Raw genomic sequence first — 23,832 nt, 5'->3', positions numbered from 1 at the left:
AGATCCGGATCGAGTGCATCCCCCTCGGGACGGATGCCCTGCACCTCTAGCCTGGGAGTCGTCACAGGAACACCTCCGTACCGCTGATCCCGGGAGTCGCCATGAACCGCCGCAGAACCGCCCTCGTCCTGGCCGCCGGCGCGGCCCTCGCCCTCGGCCTGACCGGCTGCTCGGGCCTGAACGGCCTGATGGGAGGCGAGACCCGCGACGACGAGACCGGGGAGATCACCGAGGGCGGGACGACCGACGTCTTCCAGCTGCGCGTGGGCGACTGCCTGAACGGCGAGCTCAGCGAGGAGGCGACCGAGGTCACCGACGTGCCGACCGTGCCCTGCACCGACCCGCACGTCTACGAGGTGTTCCAGAACCTGACGATGGCCGATGCCGACGAGTACCCGGGCGAGTCCGTCGCGACGGAGCAGGCCGAGACCGACTGCGTCACGGCGTTCGAGTCGTTCACCGGGATCGGCTACCAGGACTCGGCGTACGACTTCAGCTACTACTACCCGACCGCCGAGAGCTGGGGCACGGGCGACCGCACGATCAACTGCATGATCACCGACCCGAACGGGCCGAGCACGGGCACGCTGGCGGGCGTCGCGGCCTGATCGCGATCCCCGCGCGCGGTGGTGCCGGTCCCGCCGAGCGCTCCGCGCGCGGCTCGGGTCAGTCGCGGTCGCGCGCGGGGAACAGGCGCAGGAGCAGGCCGGAGCCGATCCAGACCACGGCGATCCCCGCGACGAGCCAGGAGGCTCCGAGGCCGGACGCCGCTCCCGCCAGCACGGCGCCGACGGCCGCGGCGGCGGAGCGCAGCCCCGCGCCGATCGTGAACACCTGCGAGCGGACGGCGGCGGGGCTCTCCTGGTCGCGCAGCAGCAGCATCGCCGCGTTCGAGGGGGCCGTGAAGACGCCCGCGACCGCGAAGGCGGCGATCGCCACGACGACGCCCAGGTCGGGGACGGCGACCAGGAGGACGGCGCCGGTCGCGATGTAGGCGGCGCCCATGGTCCACGCCGGCGGACGGCGGGTCCAGCGGCGAGCCGCCACGGCGAGGGCGCCGAGCAGGCCGCCCACGGCGAAGGCGGTCAGGATCCACGCGGCGGCGTCGGTGCTGCCCAGCCGCTCCACCGAGAGGCTGATCGCCGCGACTCCCGCCGCTCCGCCCGCGACCTGGCTGAGCGTGCCCGCCGAGGTGACCACCGCGATCGGACGGTGCCGCACGAGGTGGGTGACGCCCGCGACGATCGTCCGCAGCACGCCGACGGTCGGCGCCGGACGAGCCTCCATCGCCAGGCCGAGCGACCCGACGACGCCGATGAGGGCGAGGACCGCCATGGCGAGCATCGCGGTCCGCGCTCCCCCGACTCCGACCGCGAGGCCCACGATCGCCGGCCCGCTGATCGAGGCGACCGTGTACGAGAGCGAGTCCTGCGCGTAGGCGCGGCGCGGCTCCGGGATGGCGCTCGTGACGAAGCTCGACATGCCGCCCATGTAGACGGGCGTCGCGAGCCCCGCGAGGAGCAGCAGCAGCACGATGAGCGGCGTCGGCACCTCGCCGAGGAAGGCGGCGACCGCGAAGGCGACGGCGGTCGTGAGCGCGGCGCCGACCAGGAGCCGGCGGGGGCGGCGGACCCGGTCGAGCACCGTGCCGACCAGCGGCGCGGCGATCACGGCGGGGAAGAGCGCCGCTCCGGTCAGGGCACCGCCGAGCGCGACGTCGCCGAGACGCTCGACGGCGAGGACGGGGAGGGCGACGACCATGCCGGCGCTGGCCAGGCGGAGGGGGATCGACGCGGCCTGGTAGCTGACCGCGCTCATGCGGGACCGGGGATCGACATCACCTCCGATGGTGTCACGGCTGCGGGACCGGGTCGGCCGGGGAGGCAGGCCACCGGCGTCCGAGCGGCCTGCGGAGCCTGCCCTAGGCGATCGGCGTCCGCGCCGCGAGCTCGGCCGCCGCCGCGACGCCCAGGCGCCAGGGCGCGCCGTGGCCGGGCAGGGAGTGTCCGCGCCCCGGTCCCGGCGAGGACCCGCAGCGAGTCGAGGGACTGCGCCGTGTCGGCGGTGGCGGCGCGCGCGACCAGGTGCGGGCCGGTGCGGGCGGAGTAGGGGTCGAGCGTGACCAGTGCGTCTCCGCCGATCACCGCGTCGCGCTCGGGCAGGTGCAGCGAGACGTGCCCGTCGGTGTGCCGCGGAGTCGCGAGCACGCGGGGCGACCCGGGCACGTCGAGCACCTCTCCGGCGGTCAGCGGCAGCGTCCCGTGCACGGGCGGCACCGCGAGCGCCCCGGCACGGGCCATCGCGCCGAGCACCGGGATCGCGGAGGGGTGCAGCAGCGGGTACGCGAACGGGGTGCGCTGGCGGCGGTAGGAGTAGGGCTGCGCGGCGAGCGGCTGGTCGGCCGCGTGCAGGTGCACGGGGACGCCCCGCCGGACGAGGCTGCGGGCGACGCCGAGGTGGTCGACGTGCGCGTGGGTCAGCACGAGGGCGTCGATGTCGCCGAGCGAGCGGCCGAGCACCTCCAGCGCGCGGACCAGGTACGGCCACGTCCTCGGGAGACCGGCGTCGACGACGGTCAACCGGCCCGCCTCCTCGATCAGGTAGAGGTTCGTCCAGGCGTGCTCGAGCCGGTGCACCCCGGGTGCGACGTCCCGGTGCAGGCTCGCGCCGCCCCCTCGCCGCTGCTGCCGGTGCTGCTGATCGCGCTGCTGCTGCTGGTCCATCGTGCAACCGCCCCTCCGGGCCCGCGCCCGATCGCGACGACGCTACGAGCGTCTGCGACGGATCGGACAGGGCGTTGACGGCGGGGGTCCGCGTCGTTCAGGGCTCAGCGGCGCCGCCCGCGAAGGGCGAGCTGCACCGCCGCGAGCAGGAGGAGGACCGCGAAGAGGATCCCGGACACGCGCGCCGGCAGGAGGAAGGAGAGCGCCACTCCGGCGAAGGAGAACGCCGTGGCGGTGAGCCCGACCACGAGGCCCGCCCGCACGTCGAGCAGGCCGCGCCGGGCGTTCGCGATCGAGCCGGTGACCGCCGTCGGGATCATCGCGGCGAGCGAGGTGCCCTTGGCCAGGAGGTCCGCGAGCCCGAAGGCGCCGACCAGGACCGGCACGGCGATCGCTCCGCCGCCGATGCCGAAGAGGCCGGAGGCGACGCCCATCCCGATGCCGAGCCCCGCGAATCCGGGCCACACGCCCCAGCCCTCGGCGACGTCGCCGGTGTCGTTCGAGCCGAACACGGCCATCCGCACCGCCGCGGCCACGAGCAGCGCCACGAACATCCAGCGCAGCACGCCGAGCGGCAGCCGCGCGAGCAGCCAGGATCCGGCCACCGCCCCGAGCATCGCCGCAGCCGCGATCACCGCCGCCGGGACCCAGGCGACCTGACCGGCGAGGGCGTAGCCGAACGCTCCGGCGACCGAGGTCGGAGCGATCGCGAGCAGCGAGGTGGCGGAGGCGCGGCGCTGGTCCATCCCGGCCCACGCGATCAGCATCGGCACCATCACGATCCCGCCGCCGACGCCGAACGCGCCCGACAGGGTCCCGCCGACCGCGCCGATCAGGGCCAGGACGAGCAGGGCGCGCGGGCGCATGCGCGCGGCCGTCCGATCGGGGAGGGGCGCCTGCGGGGCGGTCGCGTCGGTCACGGCTCCATGCCACCACAGCACCGGGCCGAGGGCGAATCGACGGGCGTCGACCGCGTTCCTGAGAGGACCGGCCCGGCCCGGCCCGCCTCTCTGGCAGTTGCCTGGGCGGGCCGGATCCGACCGTGACGTTCGGCGTCGACGGAGCGTCCTACCTGCATACCCCGCCTGATCGAGCGATCGGGCCCCGAGCGAAAAGAGGAGACCATGGCCGAGACCACCGCGACCACCACCCGTCAGACCAGCACCGGATCCGGACGCACCGTGATCGAGGACGGCGTCATCGCCAAGGTCGCCGGCATCGCCGCGCGCGAGGTCCCGGGCGTCCACGCCCTCGGCGGAGGAGCGGCCCGAGCGATCGGCGCCATTCGCAGTGCGATCGGCAACGACGACCGCGGCCAGGGCGTCAAGGTCGAGGTCGGCGAGCGCCAGGTCGCCGCCGATATCACCATCGTCGCCGAGTACCCCGCGCCGCTGCAGAAGGTCGCCGAGGACGTGCGCTCCGCCGTCGCCGACGCCATCCAGCACATCGCCGGCATGGAGGTCGCCGAGATCAACGTGACCGTCCAGGACGTCCACATCCCCGAGGACGACACCCAGGAGTCCGACCCGCGCGTCGTCTGACCCGTTCCCCCCGCACCGACGCCCCGGGCCGAACGGCACCGGGGCGTCGGCGTGTCGGCGACCCTGCGCCGACCCCCGGGGCGTCCCCCGCGCCCCTCCCCGACCGGAAACCGACCCCGCACCCCGATGTGGGGCCCCCGCCCCCGAACCCCTGACCTGAACAGGAGCGATGACATGGAGAAGTCCTGCGTCCGCCCCCTCGACCTGGACGACGCCGTCGCCCTCGTCGGCATCCTCGCCGCCCTCCAGGCCCTCCTCGACAGCGGCGGACTCCCCCCTGAGGAGGTCGAGGCCCTGCGCCACGGCCTCGAGCAGGGCGGAGCCCTCCTCCCCGGAAGTGACGAGAACGAGATTGCGACGGCTCTGGGTGGGCTGAACGCCCGCCTGCGTGGGACCATCGGGTGATCGCGCCGCGCTCGACGTTCCCGTAGCCTTCATCCGCGCTCGTGTCGACCCCGGAAACGCGCTCCCCCGCCCGCGGGTAGCGTCCGGTCCGGTCCCGCACTCCCACGGGGTCGCTGAACCCCGAGAGCCGGAGGAGATCCGATCGTGAACGGTGACCACTTCGTGCTCTCGACCGCGACGCCGTGGGACGACCGCACAGAGATCATCGGCGTGTACGTCTCCGAGGCGTGGGCCCGCGAGGCCGCGGCCGCATGGCTCGGCTCCCCGGACCGCGAGGCGTTCCCCCGGTGCGTCATCGAGGGCTGGAGCGGCGCGCACCTCCTCGGCCGCGAGGTCGTCGAGGCCCTCGGCGTCGACGACGAGGGCGGCGACGAGTCGCTGGGCGGCCCCCGCAGCCTCTGACGTGGCGGCCTAGCCGCCCCAGTGCGGCGGGCGCTCGAAATGCGACGGCAGCGTGGTCGCCGCATCCCCTCGGGCGCTGTTCACCTGCGCCTGGGTGAGGTAGACCGCCTCGGCGAGCCGCGCACCGGACACGTCCGCATCGCGAAGGTCCACCCCCAGCAGGTCGCACCGCTGCAGATCCGCACCCCGCAGATCCGCGGCGAGGAGGAGCGCGCCCCGCAGATCCGCCCCCCGCAGGTCCGCGTTCCGGAGCGATGCACCCGCCAGATCGGCACCCGGAGCGAGCCGACGGCCCCTCGACCGGCGGGCAGCCGGCGCCGCTCCTGCGCGAGCGGCCGCGCTCGCCGCGATCAGGAGCGGCCGGGACGCTCCGTACTCCGCGTCGACGTCGACCGCGACCATCTGCTCCGGCTCGCCGAGCGTGTGCGCGTGCACCGCGTCGAACCGCTCGCGCAGCTCGTCGAGGAGCGGCGCGCCGACGCCGGGCAGCGCCAGAGCGGAGTCGAGGTACCAGAGCAGCTCGTGCAGGCGGCGCATCAGCGGGAACACCGCGAACATCCGCTCGCGCACGGCCGGGTCGGACCGCCAGGAGACGCCGCCGAACGTCTGCTGCGAGACCTTCTGACCGGCGCCGAAGCAGTCGAAGACGGTGCAGCCGACGAAGCCCTGGGGCCGGAGCCGGCGGTGGATCATGCACGCGTCCTCGCCGTCGAGGTTGACGCACGGGTCCCCGGCGCGCTTGTCGAACGGGAAGTCGGCGGAGCGGGCGAAGGCGAGGGCGACGCAGCACAGGCCGAAGCAGTTCGCGCAGTCGGCGCCGAGGTCCTCCCGGCGGCCGAGCTCGACCCTGGTGCGTGACGTCATCCGTCCGAGCCTACGCGCGGCGGCGCCTCCGGATCAGTGCGCGAGCGCGAGCACGCCGACGACCAGAACGCCGAGGCCCACGATCCCGAGCAGCGAGACGAGGCTCTCCTTCCAGGAGAGGCCCGCGCGAACGACGGCGATGAGGGCGATCCCCGCGAGCGTGGCGACGTAGACGCCCGCGCCGATCCGCAGCGCGACCGTCGCGTCGATCCAGCCCAGCGCCGCGGCACCGAGCGCGAGGACCGGCAGCGACGCCGAGGCGAGCGCCCCGCCCGCGATCCGCAGCATCGTTCCCGACTCCGCTCGCGAGGGCGTCGCCGCGTGCACGACCTGGTGCGCGATCACCTCGGCGACGAAGCCCGCGGCCGAGATCCCGATGATCGAGATCACGAGGCTCTGGAGGGCGTGGACCGCGTCGGGGTGGTCGCCGACGAGGTAGATCATCACCACGGCCAGGCCCGTGAAGGTCGCGTAGACGCGCTCCTTGAGGGCGCGGGCGATCTCGTCGAGGGGGCGGCGGGTCCGCTCCGCCCACCGGCCGGCGCGGCCCGGGCGCAGGCGCACGGGCGTCATCCGGTCGGCGGGTGCGGTGCGGCCCTCGTCGGCCGCTCCGTCAGTAGGAGGCGGAGTCGACACGTGCCGCGGAGGAGTCGCCCGAGTGCCGCGCGGCGAGGTCGCCGAGGATGGTCGCGGAGCCGCTGGTGCCGAAGCGGGTGACGCCGAGGCCGCGGTAGGCGAGGAGCGTGTCGAGGTCGCGGACGCCGCCGGACGCCTTCACCTGAACGGCCTCCGAGACGGCGCCGCGCATGAGGCGGAGGTCGTGCTCGTTCGCGCCTCCGCCCGCGAAGCCGGTGGCGGTCTTCACGAAGTCCGCGCCGGCGCGCTCGGCGGCCCGGCTGCCCTCGACGACCTGCTCGTCGTCGAGGAGGCTCGTCTCGAGGATGACCTTGACGACGTGGCCCTCGGCGGCCTCGACCACGGCGCGGACGTCGTCCTCGACGTCCTGGAGCAGGCCGCTCCGGAGGCGGCCGATGTTGACGACCATGTCGAGCTCGGACGCGCCGTCGGCGAGCGCCTGACGCGACTCCGCGACCTTCGCCGCGGTCGAGGTGGTGCCGTGGGGGAAGCCGATGACGGTGCCGACCAGGACGCCGGAGCCCTCGAGCCGAGCGACCGAGTGGGCGATGTCGGAGGGGCGGACGCAGACGCTGAACACGCCGGACGCGCGCGCCTCGTCGAGCTGGGCGTCGACCTCGGCGCGGGTGAGCTCGGGCTTCAGGATCGCGTGGTCGATGAGCGCCGCGATCTCGGCGACGGTGGGCAGGCTGGAGTCGGTCATCCGCACATTTTACGTCCGCCGGCGGGACGACGAAGGCCCGCGATCCGATGGATCACGGGCCTTCGATCGTTCACGCCGCTAGCGGCGCCGGGTCACCAGCTGGACTTGGTGATGCCGGGCAGCTCGCCGCGGTGCGCCATGTCACGGAAGCGGACACGCGAGATGCCGAACTTCGTGAGGTTGCCGCGGGGGCGGCCGTCGACGGCGTCGCGCGAGCGGACGCGGACGGGCGAGGCGTTGCGGGGGAGCTTCTGGAGGCCGACGCGGGCGGCCTCACGGGTCTCGTCGGTCCCGGCCGGGTCGACCAGGGCCTTCTTCAGCTCGAGGCGCTTGGCGGCGTAGCGGTCGACGATCACCTTGCGCTGCTCGTTGCGGGCGATCTTGCTCTTCTTGGCCATACTTAGCGCTCCTCGCGGAAGTCGACGTGCTTGCGCACTACGGGGTCGTACTTCTTGAGCACGAGACGGTCGGGGTCGTTGCGGCGGTTCTTCTTGGTCACGTAGGTGTAACCGGTGCCGGCCGTCGAACGGAGCTTGATGATCGGACGGACGTCCTGCTGCTTGGCCATTAGATCTTCACCCCGCGAGCGAGAACATCCTTGACGACGGACTCGATGCCACGGGCGTCGATGACCTTGATGCCCTTGGCCGAGAGGGTCAGGGTGACGTTACGGCGAAGCGACGGCACGTAGTACGTCTTCTTCTGCACGTTCGGGTCGAAGCGGCGCTTGGTGCGCCGGTGCGAGTGCGAGATGGCGTGCCCGAAGCCGGGGACGGCTCCGGTCACCTGGCAGACTGCTGCCATGGTTTCCTCCATGTGTGGTTACCGTGGATCACGCGCGGCACGAAGCCCCGCCCGACCCACCCAAGGTCACTTGTCGGCGCACCGCCCGCCTGTCCGGCCGGAGCCGGAGCTCCTGCCCGGTGGGCAGCACGCAAGCGCGTGCAGATGCACGCAACCTCGCTAGGCTACGCGACCCGGGCGGCGGCCGCAACAGGGTGGGGACACTCCCCCGACAGGGCGGGAACACTGCCCGGACAGGGTGGGGGCGCTCCCCCGACAGGGCGGGGACGCCGCCCCGACGCGCACGGGGACTTCCTGGGAGGTTCCGGCAGAAGTGGCCTCCCGTACCCCCCGAGCAGGGCGTTCGTGTACCTTCCGCCTTCCTCGCGGGTCGACGACCGCCCTACTCTGAGCCGACCGCGGGCGCCCGCTCCCGGCAGCAGCCGGGAGTAGCAGCACATGCGCCAGTCCTTCCTCCGTTCCCTCGTCGCCGCGGCCGTGCTCGTAGCGGGCGCAGGACTCAGCGTCGTGGCCGCGCCGACCGCGTCGGCGGCGCCGGTCTTCAGCACCGCGTGCTTCACCTCCCCGAAGGTCTCGACGGTGTCGCAGTACACCGTTCCCGCGACCGGGGTCTCGACGGTCCGCGCCGTCCTCAGCGGCCAGAACGGCGGGAAGGGTGCGAGCGGCCTCGGGACGGGCAACGCCGGCGGACGCGGCTCCAGCCTCGTCGTGGAGGTGCCCGTCACACCCGGGCAGGTGCTGGAGATCGGGCGCCTCACCGGCGCCCCGGCCGGAGCGGCAGGCGCCACGCGCTACGTGAACGGCGGCGTCTACGCGGGCGACTCCGGCGGCGCGGGTGGCGACGCCCAGTACCTCAGCACGGCCGGCTCGGACGGCTGTCAGCACGCCCTCGCCGTGGCGGCGGGCGGCGGAGGCGGCGGCGGGCGGTCCTCGGTCGGCGGCGACGCCGACGCCGGCAGCGGCGCGAGGGGCGGCGGGAACGGCGGCAGGAACAACGCGGCCGACGGCGGCGGCGGCGGCGCGGCCGGGCAGAGCTCGGGCGGCTCGCCCGGCGCCCGCGGCTACAGCACGTTCGGCGAATGCGCCGACGGCAACAACGGCCAGTGGGGCGTGTTCCTCAACGACGGCAAGGGCGCCGACGCCGGCGCCTCCCGCGGCGGCGGAGGCAACTGCTCGTTCCCCGGCCACAGCGGCGGCGGCGGCGGGGCCGGCTGGTGGTACGGCGGCGGCGGCGGATCGCCCTACGTGTTCGGCAGCATGAACGACACCCTCGGCGTCATGAACGACCCCGGCGCCGGCGGCGGCGGCTCGAGCTACGTGCACCCGAGCGTGACGAGGATCTCGCAGACGGCCGGCCCGACGGCGGCCGACCCCGTTGTCGCTCCGGTGTACGACACCGCCGTGACCGTGACGCGCACCCCCGACTTCTCGATGCTCGGGCAGGAGGTCACCGTCACCGCGAGGGTGACCATCCCGAGCCTGGGCCGGCCGGTGGCCGCCGGCGGCACCGTCGAGATCCTCACCGGCGCGGGCACCAGCAGGGTGACCCTCGACGCGGACGGCGTCGGCGTTCTGACCACGAGGGACATCCCGCAGGGCTGGAACGAGATCCGCGCGCACTACCCCGACACCATCACCCCCGCCGAGGCGGGACGAGGGAGCTGGTCGGCGCTCCCCGCTCTGCGCCACGAGGTGCGCGCGTGCGCCGCGGCACCCGTCATCACCCGGCAGCCCTCGGACATCGCGGGCGTCACCAACCAGATCTACACGCTGACGATGGGCGTGAGCGTCTCGGCCGTCTACGGCGGCATCCCCGCCGTGTCGTGGGAGAGGTCCACCGACGGCGGCGCCACGTGGAAGCCCGCCCTCGGCCGGGCGGGCGCCCGGGAGGACGGGACCGCGTTCCTCGAGGCCGGCCCCGATCCCACCGGCTCCTACCGCTACCGGGCGACCCTGACCACCTGCGGGGGCAGCGTCCGCAGCGAGCCGGCCACCGTGGCGGTGGGCGGCGTGCGCTTCGACCTGTCGACGCTCCCGCAGAAGGCGTACGGCGACTCCTTCGACGCGAGCCCCTACGCGCAGGCCGTCGATGTGCCCGGCCGCTCGATCGTCCTGAGCAGCAGGACCGCCGAGACCTGCTCCGTCAGCGGCATGAGGGTGACCGTGCTCCACGCCGGCGTCTGCACGCTCGCGGCGAGGCTCGACGCGCTCGCTCCTCTGGGCTGGGCGGGCGAGCCCCTGCAGAGCTTCACGGCGAAGCCGAAGGCGCTCACGGTGACCGCTCCGACGGTCGACTACCCGCGAGGCGCGCCGTCCCCCGACCTGCGCTGCACGGCCGCCTTCGTCGGCACCGACACCTTCGGCGCCCCGCTCACGGCCGGCGTCTACCGGCCGATCGTCACGGCGGACGACGTCATCTACCGCTTGATCCCGAACTGGCCCACCTCCACCTTCACCACCTTCACCACGCGGTGCAGCGGCGCGAAGGTCAGCAGCGACTACACGATCGCGGGGTACAAGGACGGCGCGCTGCGCATCGTCGCGGCCGTCCCGATGGTGACCGCCTCCTCGCCCTCGTCGACCTACGGATCCACTCCCCCCGCGATCACCGCCTCCGTGACCGGCTCCCCCTCGGGGACGGTCTCCTGCGGCGCCTTCGCGGCGTCCGACACCGGATTCACGACGCCGCTGGCGCTCTCCGCGACGACCCCCGTCGGCCGCTACCCCACGCGCTGCTCCGGCCTGACGAACCCCTCGGGACAGCTGATCACCATCGACGGCGCGCTCACGATCTCGCCGGCGCCCCTCTCGGTGACCGCGTCGAGCCCCGGGACGCAGGCGCACGGCACCGCGACCGCCCCGACGGTCACCTGCACGGCCGACGGCTTCGCAGGAACCGACCGGTTCGTCACCGAGCCGACCGGCGCCTACTACACGGCGGACGGCACCGGGAAGGTGACGATCGGAGCGCGCACGCCCGTCGGCGACTACGTCACGCGGTGCGACGGAGGCGACGCCGGGCCGAACTACACCCTCCGGTCGATCCCCGGCACCTTCGCGCTGGCCGACCGCTCGGCCCCCGTCGTGACCGTGCCCGCCGCCGTCACGGCCGAGCCGGCCGACGTCTCCGGCGCCGTCGTCACCTTCGCGTCCTCCGCGCAGGACGCGGTCGACGGAGCCGTGGGCTCGACCTGCACGCCCGCCTCGGGAAGCGTCTTCCCGATCGGGGACACGACGGTCGACTGCACCGCGGACGACGAGGCCGGCAACACCGGCACGTCGTCGTTCCGGATCACGGTCCGGAAGTTCTCGCAGACGGTCGCCTTCACCTCCTCGCGGCCGACCGCGCCGACGGCGCTGGGCACCTTCACTCCGACGGCCACCGGCGGCGGCTCCGGGAGCCCCGTCTCGATCGGAGCGACCGGATCCTGCGCGATCGCCGACGGCGTCGTGACCTTCACCCGGAGCGGCACCTGCACCGTGACCGCCGACCAGGCCGGCGACGACCACTACACCGCGGGGCGCGCCTCCTTCGATCTCGAGGTCGCGAAGGCGTCGCAGACGCTGACGGTCGCGGTGCCGAAGACCGGCGTCCTGGAGTCGACCGGCGTCGCCACGGCGACCTCGAGCTCGGGACTGCCGGTGCTCGTCAGGACCTTCTTCGGCTGCACCGTCGCCCCCGACGCGACGGGTGCGCAGATCCTGACCTACACCGAGCCCTCGACCTGCGGCGTGCAGTTCGACCAGCCGGGCGACGACGTGTACGCGGCCGCCGACGGCCTGGTGCGCTTCGTCCCGATCTCGCGGATCCCCCAGACCGTCGTCGTCACCTCGACTCCGCCCGACCGGGTGTTCACCGACGACCGGTACACGGTCGAGGCGACCGGCGGCGGCTCGGGCAACCCGCTCGTGATCGCGGTGATCGAGAACGGCAACTGCACCATCGCGGACGACGTGGTGACGTTCTTCGGCGACGGCACCTGCACGGTGACGATCGACCAGGCCGCGGACGATCGGCACGACGCCGCTCCGCAGGTCCGGCAGGTCATCACGGTCGGGACTCCCGAGGGGAACCTCTCCTTCGGGAGCACCGCGCCCCCGCACGCGATGTCGCTCGAGACGTACCGGCCGACGATCGTGCCCGGCCCGTCGAAGGGCGTGCCCGTGCTCTCCGCGAGCCGAGACTGCTCGATCCTCCCGGACGGCGTGACCGTGCGGAACGACGGGGCCGGGCTCTGCGTGCTGTCCCTCGACCAGCCCGGAGACGGCTACTGGCCCGCGCGGCACGCCGAGCAGGAGTACTCGATCTACTTCCTCCCGCAGACGGTCCGGATCACGAGCGCGCCTCCGGTCGGCGTCGTCCTCGGGGACACGTACCGCCCCGTGATCGAGGGCGGCGCCTCGGGCATCGCTCCGTTCCTCCTCACCACCGCGTCGTGCTCGGCGAAGGACGGCGTGGTCACCTTCACCACGAAGGGCGTCTGCGGCGTCTTCGCCTACCAGAACGGCAACCGGCAGTACGACAGCGCCCGGCCCGCCGTGCAGGAGGTGGAGGTCGGCTACGCGCCCGGCTCCGTGGCGTTCACGACCGCCGTCCCGACCGACGCGGAGGTCGGCGGATCCTTCACTCCCGCCTTCACGCGAGGCCCGTCCTCCGGCCCCTCGGTGCTCAGCGTCTCGGGCGCCTGCTCCGACGGCGAGAACGGCGCCGTCCGGTTCGACTCCGCGGGCACCTGCACGCTGACGGCGATCCACTACCGCGACGCCGCCTACGGCACCGCGCGGGCGGTCCAGACCTTCGAGATCACCGCGATCGCGCAGACCGTCGCCTTCACCTCGACCGCGCCGTCGACGGCCACGTCCGGCGACACGCTCACTCCGACCGCGACGGGCGGCGCCTCCGGGCTCCCCGTGACGATCGGAGCGACCGGCGCCTGCACGCTCGCGGACGGCGTCGTCACCTTCGCCGGCAGCGGCACCTGCACCGTCACGGCGGACCAGGCGGGCGACGGGCGCTACGCCGCGGCGGCGCAGGCCTCGCAGACCGTCGCGGTCACGCAGCTCGCGGGCACCGTCGCGTTCGGCGGCGATGCTCCGGCCGAGGCCCGGGTCGGGGGCTCCTCGACGGCCGCGGTCGTCGCCGGCCCGTCCAGTGCCCCCCCGGTGCTGACGGCCTCCGGCGCCTGCTCCGTCGGGCCCTTCCGACTGGTCTCCTACGACTCCGCCGGCACCTGCACGCTGACGCTGGACCAGGCGGGCGACATCCGCCACAGCGCAGCGCCGACGGCCGTGCGCAGCTTCGAGATCACCCGGGTCGCGCAGACCGTGGCCTTCACCTCGCAGGCGCCGGACTCGGCGCTCGCGGGCGGCACCTACCGCCCGACCGCGACCGGCGGAGGCTCCGGGCGGCCCGTGGTGCTCGGCGCCTCCGGGTCCTGCACGCTCACGAACGGGGTCGTCTCCTTCACCGGATCGGGCACCTGCACGGTGACCGCCGACCAGACGGGCGACGCCCGGTACGACGCGGCGGAGCGGGCCTCGCAGGTGATCGCGGTCGGACTGCTCGCGGGTACCGTCTCCTTCGGCGGCACCGCGCCGACCGGTGCGACGGTCGGCGGGACGACCACCCCGCGGATCGTCGCCGGACCCTCCACCGCGCGTCCGGTGCTGACCGCCTCCGGAGCATGCTCGGCGGCCGCGGGAGTGGTGTCCTACGACTCCGTCGGCACCTGCACGCTGACGCTCGACCAGGCGGGCGACTCGCGGTACGGCGCCGCTCCGCAGTCCGTCCGCACCTTCGCGATCGGCGCCCTCGGCCAGACGCTGGCGTTCGCCTCGCCGGTCCCCGACGCGGCGGTCGCGGGGGGCTCCTACACGCCCGTCGTGACGGCCGGCGCGTCGAGCTCCCCCGTGGTGCTCGGAGCGGCCGGATCCTGCACGGTCGCGGACGGCGTCGTGACCTTCACCCGCTCCGGCACCTGCACGGTGACCGCGGACCAGGCCGGGGACGAGCGCCACTCGGCGGCTCCGCGGATCTCGCAGTCGGTGGAGGTCGGCACGGCGGCGGGAGCGGTGTCGTTCCGCGACGCCGCTCCGACGGACGCCCGGATCGGCGGCTCCTGGACCCCGTCGATCGCCCGCGGCCCGTCGAGCGCCGACCCGGTGCTGGACGCCTCCGACTCCTGCTCGCTGGGAGAGGACGGCACGGTGTCCTACGACTCCGTCGGCACCTGCACGCTGACGCTGGATCAGGCCGGCGACGACGCTCACGCGCCCGCGGAGCAGGTCGTCCGGACGTTCCCGATCGGCAAGGCGCTGCAGACGGTCGCCTTCACCTCCGCGGCTCCGAGCACGGCGACCGCGGGCGGCCGCTACACGCCGACCGCGGCGGGCGGCTCCTCCGGTCTGCCGATCACGATCGGCGCCACGGGCGCGTGCTCGCTCGCGAGCGGCGTCGTGACCTTCAGCGGATCCGGCACCTGCACCGTCACCGCGGATCAGGCCGGCGACGCCTCGCACGACGCGGCTCCCCGGGCGACCCAGTCGATCGCGGTCGCCGCGGTCGTCCCCCAGAAGAAGAAGGCGCAGAAGGTCGCCTTCTCGACCGCGATGCCGTCCTCGCCCGAGAAGGGGATCGCCTACCCGGTCGCGGCCACCGCCTCCTCCGGTCTGCCCGTGAAGCTGTACGCGAGCGGCAGCTGCACGCTGACCGCGACCGGCGCGGGCACGGCGACGGTGCGGCTGACGGGCGCGGCGAGCTGCACCGTCCGGGCCACACAGGCGGGCGACTCCGCCTGGCTCGCCGCGACCTCGGTGACGCAGTCGCTGCAGGTGAAGTCCTCCACCCGCGCCGACCTGACGCTGGCGCTGGCGCCGGCGCCGGGACTGGCGGCGACGGCCCCGCTCTCGGGCACGATCACCGTCCGGAACACCGGCACCCGGGACGCGGCGACGACGACCACCCGGGTCGTCGTCAGCGGAACGGTGGCGAGTGCGCCCGGCGCCGTGCAGACGAAGGGCTCGGCGGCGGGCACGACGGTCCTCACCTGGACCGCGCCGAGCGTCTCGGCCGGGCGGAGCACCACCTACTCGGTGACGCTGGTCGACCGGCCGGCCGCCACGACGATCGACGCCAGGGTGTCGACCGCCGCCGCCGATCCCACACCGGCGAACAACGCGGTCAGGCGCACCTTCCGGTAGAGGCTGCGGGGAGGGAGGGGTGTCGCGCCGCGTTGCCCGTTCCCTCCCCGACCGCTACGGTCGCGGGGACGCTCCGGGGGACGGGGCTCGCGAGGGGGGCCCGTGGACCGGTTGAGGCGACGCGCGCTGCTGCTGGGGATCGCCTCCTCGGCGGTCGCGCTGACGGGGTGCACGCCCGCCCGGCCCGCTCCCGCGGCGCTCCCGCCGAGCACGGCGCCGGCGGCGGTGCTGCCGTCCGCCGCTCCGACCGCCGTCCCGACCCCTCCCCGCCCCGTGCCGACCACCATCGCCGCGGCGGCTCCGGTACGGCGGAAGGCGCCGCTGCCCTCCGGCACGATCTCGGAGCTGCCCGGCGAGGGGAGCACGCTCGCCTGGACCGTCGACGACGGCGCCGACTCCGACGTGGTCGCCGCCTACGCGCAGTTCGCCCGCGACACCGGCACCCGGCTGACCTTCTTCCTCAACGGGAAGTACGACTCGTGGACCGTGAACGCGCCGCTGCTGGCTCCGCTCGTCGCCTCGGGGCAGGTGCAGCTCGCGAACCACACCTGGTCGCACGCCGACCTGACGAGCCTCTCGAGCGACGGCGTGCAGGAGGAGCTGGGCCGCAACGGCGACTTCATCCGCTCGACCTACGGGGTGGAGGCGGCGCCCTTCTACCGGCCGCCGTTCGGCTACACGGACGAGCGGAGCCGGGCCGCCGCGGCGGCGATCGGCTACACGGCGACGGTGCTCTGGTACGGCTCGCTCTCGGACTCCAGGCGGATCACGCCGGAGCAGGTGGTCGGCTTCGCGGACCAGTGGTTCCTGCCGCAGCACATCGTGATCGGGCACGCCAACTTCGATCCGGTGACGCAGGTCTACGCGCGGCTCGTCGACATCCTCCGCGAGCGCTCGCTCGAGACGGTGACCCTCCGCGACGTGTTCGCGGTCTGAGCCGCGCCTTCAGCGGAGAGACGCGCGCGCGGCGGCGGAGACGGCCGCGGCGACCGCGTCGAGGGCGGGCGTGTGCAGGGCCCACTGCTGCCAGTAGAGGAGGACGTCGACGGGGTCGCCGCCCAGCTCGACCAGGCCCTCGCCGCCGACCGGGGCCTGCAGCTCGGGCAGCATCCCCCACCCCATGCCCAGGCGCACGGCCCGCTCGAAGTCGGTCGACCCGGGGACGCGGTGCTGCGGCGGGCGGCCCTCGACGCCGGCGGCTCGGAGGAAGTCGTCCTGCAGGCGGTCCTTCTCGTCGAAGACGACCAGCGGAGCGCTCGCGAGACCGGCCGTGCCGCCGTCCGGGAACCAGCGCTCGGCGAACGCAGGCGAGGCCATGGCGCGGTACCGCATCACTCCGAGCGGTGCGACGGTGCAGCCGAGCACCGCTTCCGACTCTCCGGTGACGGCCGCCAGCACGGTGCCGTCGCGGAGGAACGCGGTGGTGTGCGCCTGGTCCTCGCGGTGCAGCTCCACCACGACGTCGGCGACGGAGGCGAGCGCGGGCAGCACCCAGGTGGCCAGGGAGTCGGCGTTGACGGCGAGCGGGAGGACGACGGGGCCCGCCCCCGCCGCGTCCTCGCCGCCGAGCGAGCGGACGGCGTCGTCGGCGAGGAGCTCGATCTGACGGGCGAGGCGGAGGAGCCCGGCACCGGCCTCGGTCGCGACGACGGGGCGCGAGCGCACCAGCAGGACGCGGCCGGCGGCGGTCTCGAGCGCCTTGATCCGCTGGCTGAGGGCGGAGGGGGTGATGTGCAGGGCCCGGGCGGCGGCGTCGAAGGAGCCGTACCGGACGGAGGCGGCGAGCGCGCGCAGGCGGGAGAGGTCGAGGTCGTCGGACAGCATCAGTGCTGCTTACGGTAGTGAAGGAGCATGAGCTGGTCTACAGGAGCGCCCCGCCCTAGCGTCGGAGCGTGTCCCCCCTCCTCGCCGCCCTCTCCGGCCTCGGCTTCGGCCTCTCGCTCATCATCGCCATCGGCGCGCAGAACGCCTTCGTGCTCCGCCAGGGCCTCCGCCGCGAGCACGTGCCCGCCGTCGTCGCGATCTGCGCGCTCTGCGACGCCGCGCTGATCGTGCTCGGGATCGCGGGGATCGGAGCGGTCCTGGAGTCGGCGCCGTGGCTGCTGGTGGTGATCCGCTGGGGCGGCATCGCCTTCCTCCTCGCCTACGCGGTGATGGCGGCGAGGCGCGCACTGCGGCCGGGGACCCTCGACGGCGGTCCGGCCGGCGCCTCGACGTCGCTCCGCACGGCGATCGGCACATGCCTGGCGCTGACACTGCTCAACCCGCACGTCTACCTCGACACGGTCGTGCTGCTCGGGTCGGTGGCGAACACGCACGGCGACGAGCGCTGGTGGTTCGGGGCGGGGGCGGCGGCCGGGAGCGTGCTGTGGTTCACCGCTCTCGGCTTCGGGGCGCGCGCGCTGCGGCCGCTGTTCCGGAGCCGCGGGGCCTGGCGGATCCTCGACGCGGCCGTGGCGGTCGTGATGGTGGTGCTGGCGGTGTCGCTCGCGCTGCACTGAGGGCCTGGTGGTGCACTGCTTGTTCTACTAACATTGTGAACATGTTGTTCCGGGTCGACCACTCCGCGGCGGGCTCGCTCGCCGACCAGCTGGAGTCGCAGGTGCGCTCGGCCGTCGCCCGGGGCGAGCTCTCGGCGGGCGACCGCCTGCCGCCCGCCCGCGAGCTCGCCGACTCGCTCGGCATCAACATGCACACCGTGCTGCGCGCGTACGCCGCCCTGCGCGACGACGGGATCCTCCAGATGCGCCGGGGCCGCGGCGCGTGGATCACGGAATCGGCCGGGCCCGGGCTCGTGCGTGTCACCGCCCTGGTCGACGAGCTGCTCGCGGAGGCCCGCCGCAGCGGCATCACCCCGGCGGAGCTCGTCCGCCTGATCGAGAGGACCGGATCATGACCGCCACCGCCGACCGCCGCCGCGAGCTCCTCGCCGCCGCGTCCCTCCTGCTCCCCGCCGCCGGAGTGCTCGTCTCGCGCCTCGTCCTGGACGACGCTCTGCCCGCGGAGCTCGCCTCGCACTGGTCGGGGACCGGGGCGGCCGATGCGACCGCGGCGACGGGCGCCCTGCTCGCGATCGCCCTCGTGCTCTCCGGGCTCCCGGCCGTCGCGGGCGTCGTGGCGGCGGCCGTCGGGCGCGCCCCGCGGCTCCTGCTGGCGACCCTCGGCCTCGTCGCCGGGATGGGCGCCTCCGCCTGGGCGACCTCGGTCGGCACGACGCTCGCGGCCGGGCGCGCCGAGGGGGCGGAGCTCGGCGGGTGGCTGCTCGCGCTGCTCGGAGGGATGCTCTTCGCCGTCGTGCCCGCGCTGATCGCTCCGGGCACCCGGCGCGCCTCCCGCCTGGCCGCCGGCCGCCTGCCGCTCGCGGCGGAGGAGACCGGCGCCTGGTCGCAGACGCTGACGGGCCCGGTGTTCGCCGTCGCCGCGGTCGCCACGGCGGCGGGCGCGGCCCTCTCCCTCGCGACGCTCGCCGCGGCGGGCGCCACCGGTCCGGCGATCGCGACGGCCGTCGTCCTCGGCGTCGTCGCGCTGGTGCTCCTCTCCTTCTCCCGCCTGAGGGTGACCGCCGACCGCCGCGGCCTCCGCGTCGTCACGACCGCCCTCGGCATCCCGCTGCGCCGCATCCCGCTCGACACCATCGCCTCGGCCGGCACGGCCCAGCTGCGGCCGTCGGACTGGGGCGGCTGGGGGTACCGGGTGATGCCGGGCCGCTCGGCGGTCATCCTGCACGCCGGGCCGGGGCTGGTGGTGACGACGGACCGCTCGCGCGAGTTCGCGATCAGCCTCGACGACCCCGAGACCCCCGCGGCGCTGCTCGAGACCCTGCGCTCGCGGGCCTGAGGCGCCGACCCGTCAGTCGACCACGATCCGGACGAGCGTCGTGACGGCATCCACCGCGTTCACGTAGGAGTAGTGCCGCGAGGTCGGGAAGGCGAGGTGCCGTCCGGGCTCCAGCCGCACGGGCTCCTCGCCCTCCCGCTCCAGGAGGAGCGCGCCGGCGGTGACGAGCAGGATCTCGTGCCACCCCTCGGGGTCGGGCTGCGCGTCGTAGCGGTCCCCCGGACCGAGCGTCCAGGTCCAGAGCTGGGCCTCCCGGCGCGCGGGGACGGAGGAGAGCAGGGCGGCGACACTCGCCTCGCCCGCTCCCCGCCAGGCGACCTGGTCGATCGCCGCGGGCGCGGATCCCGGGGCCGAGACGAGTGCCGTGAACGTGGTGCCGAGGGCGGTCGCGAGGCGGTCGACTCCGGTCAGCGAGATGTTGGCCTCGCCGGCCTCGGCCGCGACGATCGTCCGCCGGCTGATGCCCGAGCGCGCCGCCAGCGCGGACTGGCTCAGTCCGGCTCCGCGCCGCGCGAGACGGAGGTTGCCGCCCAGGTGGGCGAGGACGGGAGCCGACATGCGCACTATTCTGCACCGACAGGCCCCTGATGCTCCTAGGATGTGCAGAATGATGCACATCTCGCCGCTCCGGGGCCTCCGCTTCACCCGTCCGGAGTGGGCGCTCATCGGCATCACCGCGATCTGGGGCGGGACCTTCCTCGCCGTGCACATCGCGATGGAGCACAGTGGTCCGCTGTTCTTCGTCGGGATGCGGTTCGCCATCGCGGGACTGATCAGCGCGGTCGTGTTCCACCGGTCGCTCCGGGGGATGCGGCGGATCGACCTCGCGGCCGGCGTCGCGATCGGGGTGATGATCTTCGCGGGCTACGGCCTGCAGAGCTACGGGCTGCAGACGATCCCGAGCAGCACCTCCGCGTTCCTCACCGCGCTGTACGTGCCGCTGGTGCCGCTGCTCCAGTGGGTCGTGTTCCGTCGCCGTCCGGGCGTGCTGACGCTGGTGGGCGTCGCGCTGGCGTTCGTCGGACTGCTCCTGATCGCGGGCCCGCAGCCGGGCGTCGCGCTCGGAGCGGGCGAGGTGGCGACGATCGTGAGCACGCTGCCGATCGCGGCCGAGATCATCCTGATCGGCCTCGTCGCCGGACGCGTCGACCTCGGCCGGGTGACCGTGGTGCAGCTGCTGGTCGCCGGCGCGCTCGGGTTCGCCTCGATGCCCCTCGCGGGCGAGGCGGTCCCGGCGTTCTCGGGGGCCTGGCTGATCCCCGCGCTCGCGCTCGGGGCGAGCAGCTGCCTGATCCAGCTGACGATGAACTGGGCTCAGCGCTCGGTCTCGCCGTCGCGCGCCACGATCATCTACTCCGCCGAGCCCGTCTGGGCCGGCCTGATCGGCCGCCTCGCCGGCGACCGGCTCCCCGCGCTCGCCCTGCTCGGGGCGGGGTTCATCGTCGCGGGCACGCTCGTCAGCGAGCTGAAGCCGCGGCGCGAGCCCGCGCCGCCGGCTCTCAGGTGACGGCGGGGAGGGCGGCCGAGGCGACGAGCGCGCCGCCGGCGTCGGTGATCTCGACGGCGGCGACGGACTCGCGCAGGACGGCCGCGTTCATCTCGCAGTCGAGCTCCGCGGAGCTGCCGAGGAAGGAGCCGGACGGGAGCCGCTCGCCGGAGCCGGTGACCAGCACGAGGTCGTAGCTCTCGCCGAGCGCGAAGCCGGTCCCGCGGAGGATCGTCTCGGTGCCCCAGGTGTGCGCCACGAGCGAGCCGTCGAGCGTCACGCCCTCCGTCCGCTCGTCGAAGGCGATCGCCTCGACGGCGCCGAGCGTCCCGGGCGGTCCCGCGACGGGGCGCTCCTCGGCGGACCGCAGGGCCGCTCCGGCGACGCCGCCCACGACGAGGAGCGCGGCCGCCGCGGCGACGGCCAGGACGGCACGGAGACGCGAGGCACGGAGGCGCGGGGCACGCACGCTCGCAGCGCGCTCGGACCGCTCCCCGGCGAGCGCCGCCACGCGCGACCGCAGCTCCGGCGACGGCTCCGCCTCCTCCCAGCGGCCCAGCGCGCCGACTCGGTCGACCACCGAGCCGAACGACGCGAGCTCGCGGTCGATCGAGGGGTCGGCGGCGCGCAGGCTCTCGAACTCCCGCGCCTCCTCGGCGGAGAGGTCGCCGGCGAGGGCCGCGGCGAGGAGCTCCTCGCGGCGGCCGCCGGGCTGGTCTCCGTCGGGCTGGTCTCGGTCGATCACGATCTCTCCTCGTCGGTGGATCCGGCGCCCGCGAGGTGACCGCGGAGCGCTCGGAGAGCGTAGAAGGCGCGGCTGCGCAGGGTGGCGACCGGCACGCTCGTGGCCGCCGACAGGTCGGCGTAGGTCTCGCCGTTCAGGTGGACGGCGACGACGACCTGCCGGTGCTCGGCGGAGAGCCTCGCGAGCGCCTCGGCGATCGCGAGCGGCTCGAGGGGGTCGCGGTCCTCCGCGGGCACCTCCTCCAGAATCTCGGCCTCGACCAGGCGCGGCAGGCGCCGGCGCGAGCGGTGCACGTCGATGACGACGTTGCGGGCGATGGCGAAGAGCCAGGTGCGGGTGCTGGCGCGCTCGGCGGAGTAGCTCGCCCGCGAGCGCCAGGCGCGCAGGAACGTCTCCTGCACGCAGTCCTCGGCGAGGCCGCGGTCGCGCAGGGCGTTGAGCGCGAAGCCGAGCAGGGCGGACCCGTGCTCGTCGAAGGCGGCGGCCGGGTCGAACCCCGCCGTCCGGGGCTCGAGGCGCACCACCGGAGCCGGGACCTCCGAGTGCTCGCGCGGCATCGCGGGCCCTTCGTCTCGTCGTGCCGTCGCCGTGCGCGCCACACCGCCTCCTCGTCGGGACCGGTGGTCCGTCGGAAGGGGGTACGGCCGCCCAGGCGGCGGCGTTCATCGGAGGCGAGGACCGTCTCCGTGAAGATCCTCTCAGATGGAGTGAACGCGGCGCCGCTTCCGGCCGTACTCCCTGCATCGGGCCCGCTCGGCGCTCGCGATCGAAAGGCTCCACCATGACGAAGACGTCCCCCGCGCGGAACCGCGCCGGCCGCCGCCTGCTCTCCCTGGGCGGCATCACCGCCGTCGCCGCCGCCTCCTTCTTCGCCGCCGCGCCGGCCCAGGCCGAGACCGAGGTCGCCGAGCCGTCCTCCTTCACCAGCGCCTTCACGGTGATGGCGACGCCCGACCAGGTCGTGAACGCCGACTCCGCCGCGACCCCAGGCCAGCCCGGCGCCACGGGCGAGATGACCTTCCGGGTCAACAGCGACCTCGACATCATCTGCTACGACATCACCCTCACCGGCGTGACCGGCGACTACCAGAGCCCCGCGAAGACCGCGACGCACATCCACCAGGCGGCCCTGGGCAAGGCGGGCCCGCCGCGCATCGCGTTCCCGAACCCCGCGCCGGTCGGAGACGGCCCCCGCACCAGCAGCGGCTGCCTGCAGGGCCCCTTCACCACGGGCATCCAGGCGAACGGGGCGGACACCGGCGCCGGATTCACGCTCAAGGCACTCGAGGCCGATCCCGCCGCCTTCGCGGGCGACTCCCACACGGCCTCGTACGCGGCTGGCGTCGTCCGCGGCCAGCTCTCGCAGGTGCCGGTCGGCGGCCTCCAGACCGGTGGCGGCGCGACCGCCGCCGGGAGCGACGCCACGGGCCCGTCCGGTCTCGCCGCGATGGCCGGCCTCGGAGCCGTCGTCGCCCTCGGCGCGGCCGGAGTGGTCGTCGCCCGCCGGCGCACCGCCTCCTGATCGTGGGCACCCGGTCGAGGAGCGGCGCGGCGGCACTGTGCGCCGTGCTGCTCCTCGCGGGGTGCGCCGCCGCGGACGGGAGCGGAGGAGCGGAGACGCCCGCGAGCGCGCCCGCGCCTCCGGCCCTCGCTTCTGCTCCCCCGCTCACTCCTCCCCCGGTCCCCGCGCCCGACCCCGCCGCTGCCGCGCCTGCGCGCACCGTCGGCGTCGAGCCCGCCCGGCTGAGCGTGCCCGCGATGGGCCTGGACGAGCCGCTGATCGCGCTGGGCATCCAGTCGGACGGGGCGATGGAGGTGCCGGTGGACTACGACGACGTCGGCTGGTTCTCGGGAGGCGGGCGCCCGGGTGGCAGCGGCCGCACCGTGATCGCGGCGCACGTCGACTCGCGGTCCGGTCCCGCGGTCTTCTTCCGCCTCGGCGAGCTCACCCCGGGCGATGAGATCGCGGTGAGCGGAGTGGACGGCTCCGACCACCGCTACCGGGTGGCGGCGGTCGAGTCCCACGCCAAGGCCGCGTTCCCCACCGCCCGCGTCTTCGGCGCGACCCTCGAGGAGGAGCTGATCCTCGTGACCTGCGGAGGCGAGTACGACGCGGCGATCGGCCGTTATCGGGACAACCTGGTGGTGTTCGCCTCCCCGCTCTGAGGCCCGCCACGGAGGCGCGGCACAGAGAGGCGGCACAGAGGGGCGGCACGACCGCCCGGCATCGTGGCGCGGAACGGAGGCGCAGAGCACAGCACAAGAGCCCCGTCGGCGCAAGGGTCCGGGCGCGCGGACGCCGTGTGGTCGGATGAGGAGGGCAGCCCCCGCCGCCGCTCCCCTCCCGCTCCCCACCGCCGTGGCGCGGCCGATCCGACAGGACGCCCGTGTCCACCAGCACCCGCACCTGGCTCTTCGCCATCGCCCGCAACGTCGTCATCGACGTGCACCGCTCGCGCCGGCGCCTGCCGCGCCTGGTCGAGGCC

General features: G+C 74.7%; 25 protein-coding genes. 12 read left to right on the top strand and 13 right to left on the bottom strand.

Annotated features, from left to right (window positions below):
• Window positions 1-101 precede the first annotated feature (101 nt).
• Window positions 102-608 (top strand): septum formation family protein, encoded by a 507-nt coding sequence (locus tag C5D04_RS04800; protein WP_104226088.1) that lies wholly within the window; start codon window positions 102-104, stop codon window positions 606-608.
• Between the two features lie 58 nt (window positions 609-666).
• Here C5D04_RS04800 and C5D04_RS04795 read toward each other — a convergent pair whose 3' ends face one another.
• The 3 genes from C5D04_RS04795 to C5D04_RS04785 all read right to left on the bottom strand — a co-directional run bounded on the left by C5D04_RS04795 (window position 667) and on the right by C5D04_RS04785 (window position 3,643).
• Window positions 667-1,818 (bottom strand): MFS transporter, encoded by a 1,152-nt coding sequence (locus C5D04_RS04795; RefSeq protein WP_104257981.1) that lies wholly within the window; start codon window positions 1,816-1,818, stop codon window positions 667-669.
• The gene (locus C5D04_RS04790) at window positions 1,815-2,723 is read right to left on the bottom strand and encodes an MBL fold metallo-hydrolase (RefSeq protein WP_308471766.1); all 909 of its coding nucleotides are present in this window, start codon (window positions 2,721-2,723) and stop codon (window positions 1,815-1,817) included. The genes C5D04_RS04795 and C5D04_RS04790 overlap by 4 nt, the downstream gene beginning before the upstream one ends.
• A gap of 104 nt (window positions 2,724-2,827) precedes the next feature.
• Complete coding sequence (locus tag C5D04_RS04785) at window positions 2,828-3,643, bottom strand: sulfite exporter TauE/SafE family protein (protein ID WP_104233037.1); 816 nt, start codon at window positions 3,641-3,643, stop codon at window positions 2,828-2,830.
• A gap of 204 nt (window positions 3,644-3,847) precedes the next feature.
• On the opposite strand from C5D04_RS04785, the gene C5D04_RS04780 reads away from it, so the two are divergent.
• The 3 genes from C5D04_RS04780 to C5D04_RS04770 all read left to right on the top strand — a co-directional run bounded on the left by C5D04_RS04780 (window position 3,848) and on the right by C5D04_RS04770 (window position 5,071).
• Entirely contained in the window at window positions 3,848-4,264 is a 417-nt protein-coding gene (locus tag C5D04_RS04780) for an Asp23/Gls24 family envelope stress response protein (RefSeq protein ID WP_104225148.1), read from the top strand.
• A gap of 174 nt (window positions 4,265-4,438) precedes the next feature.
• Complete coding sequence (locus C5D04_RS04775; RefSeq protein WP_104225103.1) at window positions 4,439-4,669, top strand: hypothetical protein; 231 nt, start codon at window positions 4,439-4,441, stop codon at window positions 4,667-4,669.
• Between the two features lie 144 nt (window positions 4,670-4,813).
• Window positions 4,814-5,071, top strand: coding sequence for a hypothetical protein (locus tag C5D04_RS04770; RefSeq protein WP_104267983.1), 258 nt, complete (start codon window positions 4,814-4,816; stop codon window positions 5,069-5,071).
• Between the two features lie 9 nt (window positions 5,072-5,080).
• On the opposite strand, the gene C5D04_RS04765 is transcribed toward C5D04_RS04770, so the two are convergent.
• The 6 genes from C5D04_RS04765 to rpmB all read right to left on the bottom strand — a co-directional run bounded on the left by C5D04_RS04765 (window position 5,081) and on the right by rpmB (window position 8,078).
• On the bottom strand, window positions 5,081-5,935 hold the full coding sequence (locus C5D04_RS04765; protein ID WP_104347311.1) for a pentapeptide repeat-containing protein: 855 nt from the start codon (window positions 5,933-5,935) through the stop codon (window positions 5,081-5,083).
• A gap of 33 nt (window positions 5,936-5,968) precedes the next feature.
• Window positions 5,969-6,571, bottom strand: coding sequence for a hypothetical protein (locus C5D04_RS04760; RefSeq protein WP_146076980.1), 603 nt, complete (start codon window positions 6,569-6,571; stop codon window positions 5,969-5,971).
• Window positions 6,549-7,274, bottom strand: coding sequence for a deoxyribose-phosphate aldolase (deoC, locus tag C5D04_RS04755; RefSeq protein ID WP_181027245.1), 726 nt, complete (start codon window positions 7,272-7,274; stop codon window positions 6,549-6,551). Before deoC ends, C5D04_RS04760 begins: the two co-directional genes overlap by 23 nt.
• Window positions 7,275-7,366: 92 nt before the next feature.
• Window positions 7,367-7,672, bottom strand: a complete 306-nt coding sequence (gene rpsN, locus C5D04_RS04750) for a 30S ribosomal protein S14 (RefSeq protein WP_104225107.1) — start codon at window positions 7,670-7,672, stop codon at window positions 7,367-7,369.
• Window positions 7,673-7,674: 2 nt separating this feature from the next.
• Entirely contained in the window at window positions 7,675-7,842 is a 168-nt protein-coding gene (gene rpmG / locus C5D04_RS04745) for a 50S ribosomal protein L33 (RefSeq protein WP_027692168.1), read from the bottom strand.
• Window positions 7,842-8,078: a 50S ribosomal protein L28 gene (gene rpmB / locus C5D04_RS04740; protein ID WP_056038148.1), complete on the bottom strand. Its 237-nt coding sequence runs from the start codon at window positions 8,076-8,078 to the stop codon at window positions 7,842-7,844. Before rpmB ends, rpmG begins: the two co-directional genes overlap by 1 nt.
• A gap of 438 nt (window positions 8,079-8,516) precedes the next feature.
• Here rpmB and C5D04_RS04735 point away from each other — a divergent pair, with 438 nt between their 5' ends.
• Together C5D04_RS04735 and C5D04_RS04730 are read left to right on the top strand one after the other, a co-directional pair.
• Window positions 8,517-15,278 (top strand): HYR domain-containing protein, encoded by a 6,762-nt coding sequence (locus C5D04_RS04735; protein ID WP_146087836.1) that lies wholly within the window; start codon window positions 8,517-8,519, stop codon window positions 15,276-15,278.
• 102 nt (window positions 15,279-15,380) lie between these two features.
• A complete protein-coding gene (locus tag C5D04_RS04730) occupies window positions 15,381-16,214 on the top strand; it encodes a polysaccharide deacetylase family protein (RefSeq protein ID WP_219815007.1) in 834 nt (277 codons plus the stop codon).
• A 9-nt stretch (window positions 16,215-16,223) separates the two neighbouring features.
• Here the strand turns inward: C5D04_RS04730 and C5D04_RS04725 are convergent, their stop codons facing one another.
• Window positions 16,224-17,102, bottom strand: coding sequence for an ArgP/LysG family DNA-binding transcriptional regulator (locus tag C5D04_RS04725; RefSeq protein WP_104347308.1), 879 nt, complete (start codon window positions 17,100-17,102; stop codon window positions 16,224-16,226).
• Window positions 17,103-17,170: 68 nt separating this feature from the next.
• On the opposite strand from C5D04_RS04725, the gene C5D04_RS04720 reads away from it, so the two are divergent.
• The 3 genes from C5D04_RS04720 to C5D04_RS04710 are packed head-to-tail and all read left to right on the top strand — an operon-like array spanning window position 17,171 to window position 19,115.
• Window positions 17,171-17,779 carry a LysE/ArgO family amino acid transporter gene (locus C5D04_RS04720; protein ID WP_104347307.1) on the top strand — a complete coding sequence of 203 codons (609 nt, stop codon included), beginning with the start codon at window positions 17,171-17,173 and terminating at the stop codon, window positions 17,777-17,779.
• A 41-nt stretch (window positions 17,780-17,820) separates the two neighbouring features.
• Window positions 17,821-18,174 carry a GntR family transcriptional regulator gene (locus C5D04_RS04715; protein ID WP_104225158.1) on the top strand — a complete coding sequence of 118 codons (354 nt, stop codon included), beginning with the start codon at window positions 17,821-17,823 and terminating at the stop codon, window positions 18,172-18,174.
• Window positions 18,171-19,115 carry a hypothetical protein gene (locus C5D04_RS04710; protein ID WP_104347306.1) on the top strand — a complete coding sequence of 315 codons (945 nt, stop codon included), beginning with the start codon at window positions 18,171-18,173 and terminating at the stop codon, window positions 19,113-19,115. The genes C5D04_RS04715 and C5D04_RS04710 overlap by 4 nt, the downstream gene beginning before the upstream one ends.
• Before the next feature lie 12 nt (window positions 19,116-19,127).
• Here C5D04_RS04710 and C5D04_RS04705 read toward each other — a convergent pair whose 3' ends face one another.
• Window positions 19,128-19,673, bottom strand: a complete 546-nt coding sequence (locus C5D04_RS04705; RefSeq protein ID WP_104347305.1) for a helix-turn-helix domain-containing protein — start codon at window positions 19,671-19,673, stop codon at window positions 19,128-19,130.
• Window positions 19,674-19,722: 49 nt separating this feature from the next.
• Between C5D04_RS04705 and C5D04_RS04700 the strand changes: the two genes are divergently transcribed.
• A complete protein-coding gene (locus C5D04_RS04700) occupies window positions 19,723-20,622 on the top strand; it encodes a DMT family transporter (RefSeq protein ID WP_258059541.1) in 900 nt (299 codons plus the stop codon).
• Here C5D04_RS04700 and C5D04_RS04695 read toward each other — a convergent pair.
• Both C5D04_RS04695 and C5D04_RS04690 read right to left on the bottom strand, forming a co-directional pair.
• Window positions 20,615-21,346, bottom strand: coding sequence for a hypothetical protein (locus tag C5D04_RS04695; RefSeq protein WP_104347304.1), 732 nt, complete (start codon window positions 21,344-21,346; stop codon window positions 20,615-20,617). The genes C5D04_RS04700 and C5D04_RS04695 overlap by 8 nt on opposite strands.
• A complete protein-coding gene (locus C5D04_RS04690) occupies window positions 21,343-21,903 on the bottom strand; it encodes a sigma-70 family RNA polymerase sigma factor (protein ID WP_104347303.1) in 561 nt (186 codons plus the stop codon). The genes C5D04_RS04695 and C5D04_RS04690 overlap by 4 nt, the downstream gene beginning before the upstream one ends.
• Before the next feature lie 224 nt (window positions 21,904-22,127).
• Here C5D04_RS04690 and C5D04_RS04685 point away from each other — a divergent pair, with 224 nt between their 5' ends.
• Together C5D04_RS04685 and C5D04_RS18620 are read left to right on the top strand one after the other, a co-directional pair.
• Window positions 22,128-22,868, top strand: a complete 741-nt coding sequence (locus C5D04_RS04685) for a CHRD domain-containing protein (protein WP_104347302.1) — start codon at window positions 22,128-22,130, stop codon at window positions 22,866-22,868.
• Between the two features lie 2 nt (window positions 22,869-22,870).
• A complete protein-coding gene (locus C5D04_RS18620) occupies window positions 22,871-23,512 on the top strand; it encodes a class F sortase (RefSeq protein WP_181137669.1) in 642 nt (213 codons plus the stop codon).
• The last annotated feature ends 320 nt before the right edge of the window (window positions 23,513-23,832 follow it).

Origin of the sequence: Rathayibacter sp. AY1D2, assembly GCF_002932695.1 — a bacterium.
GTDB lineage: Bacteria > Actinomycetota > Actinomycetes > Actinomycetales > Microbacteriaceae > Rathayibacter.
The sequence above is the reverse complement of the archived record's forward strand: the minus strand, read 5'-3'. Positions and strand labels throughout refer to the sequence as shown.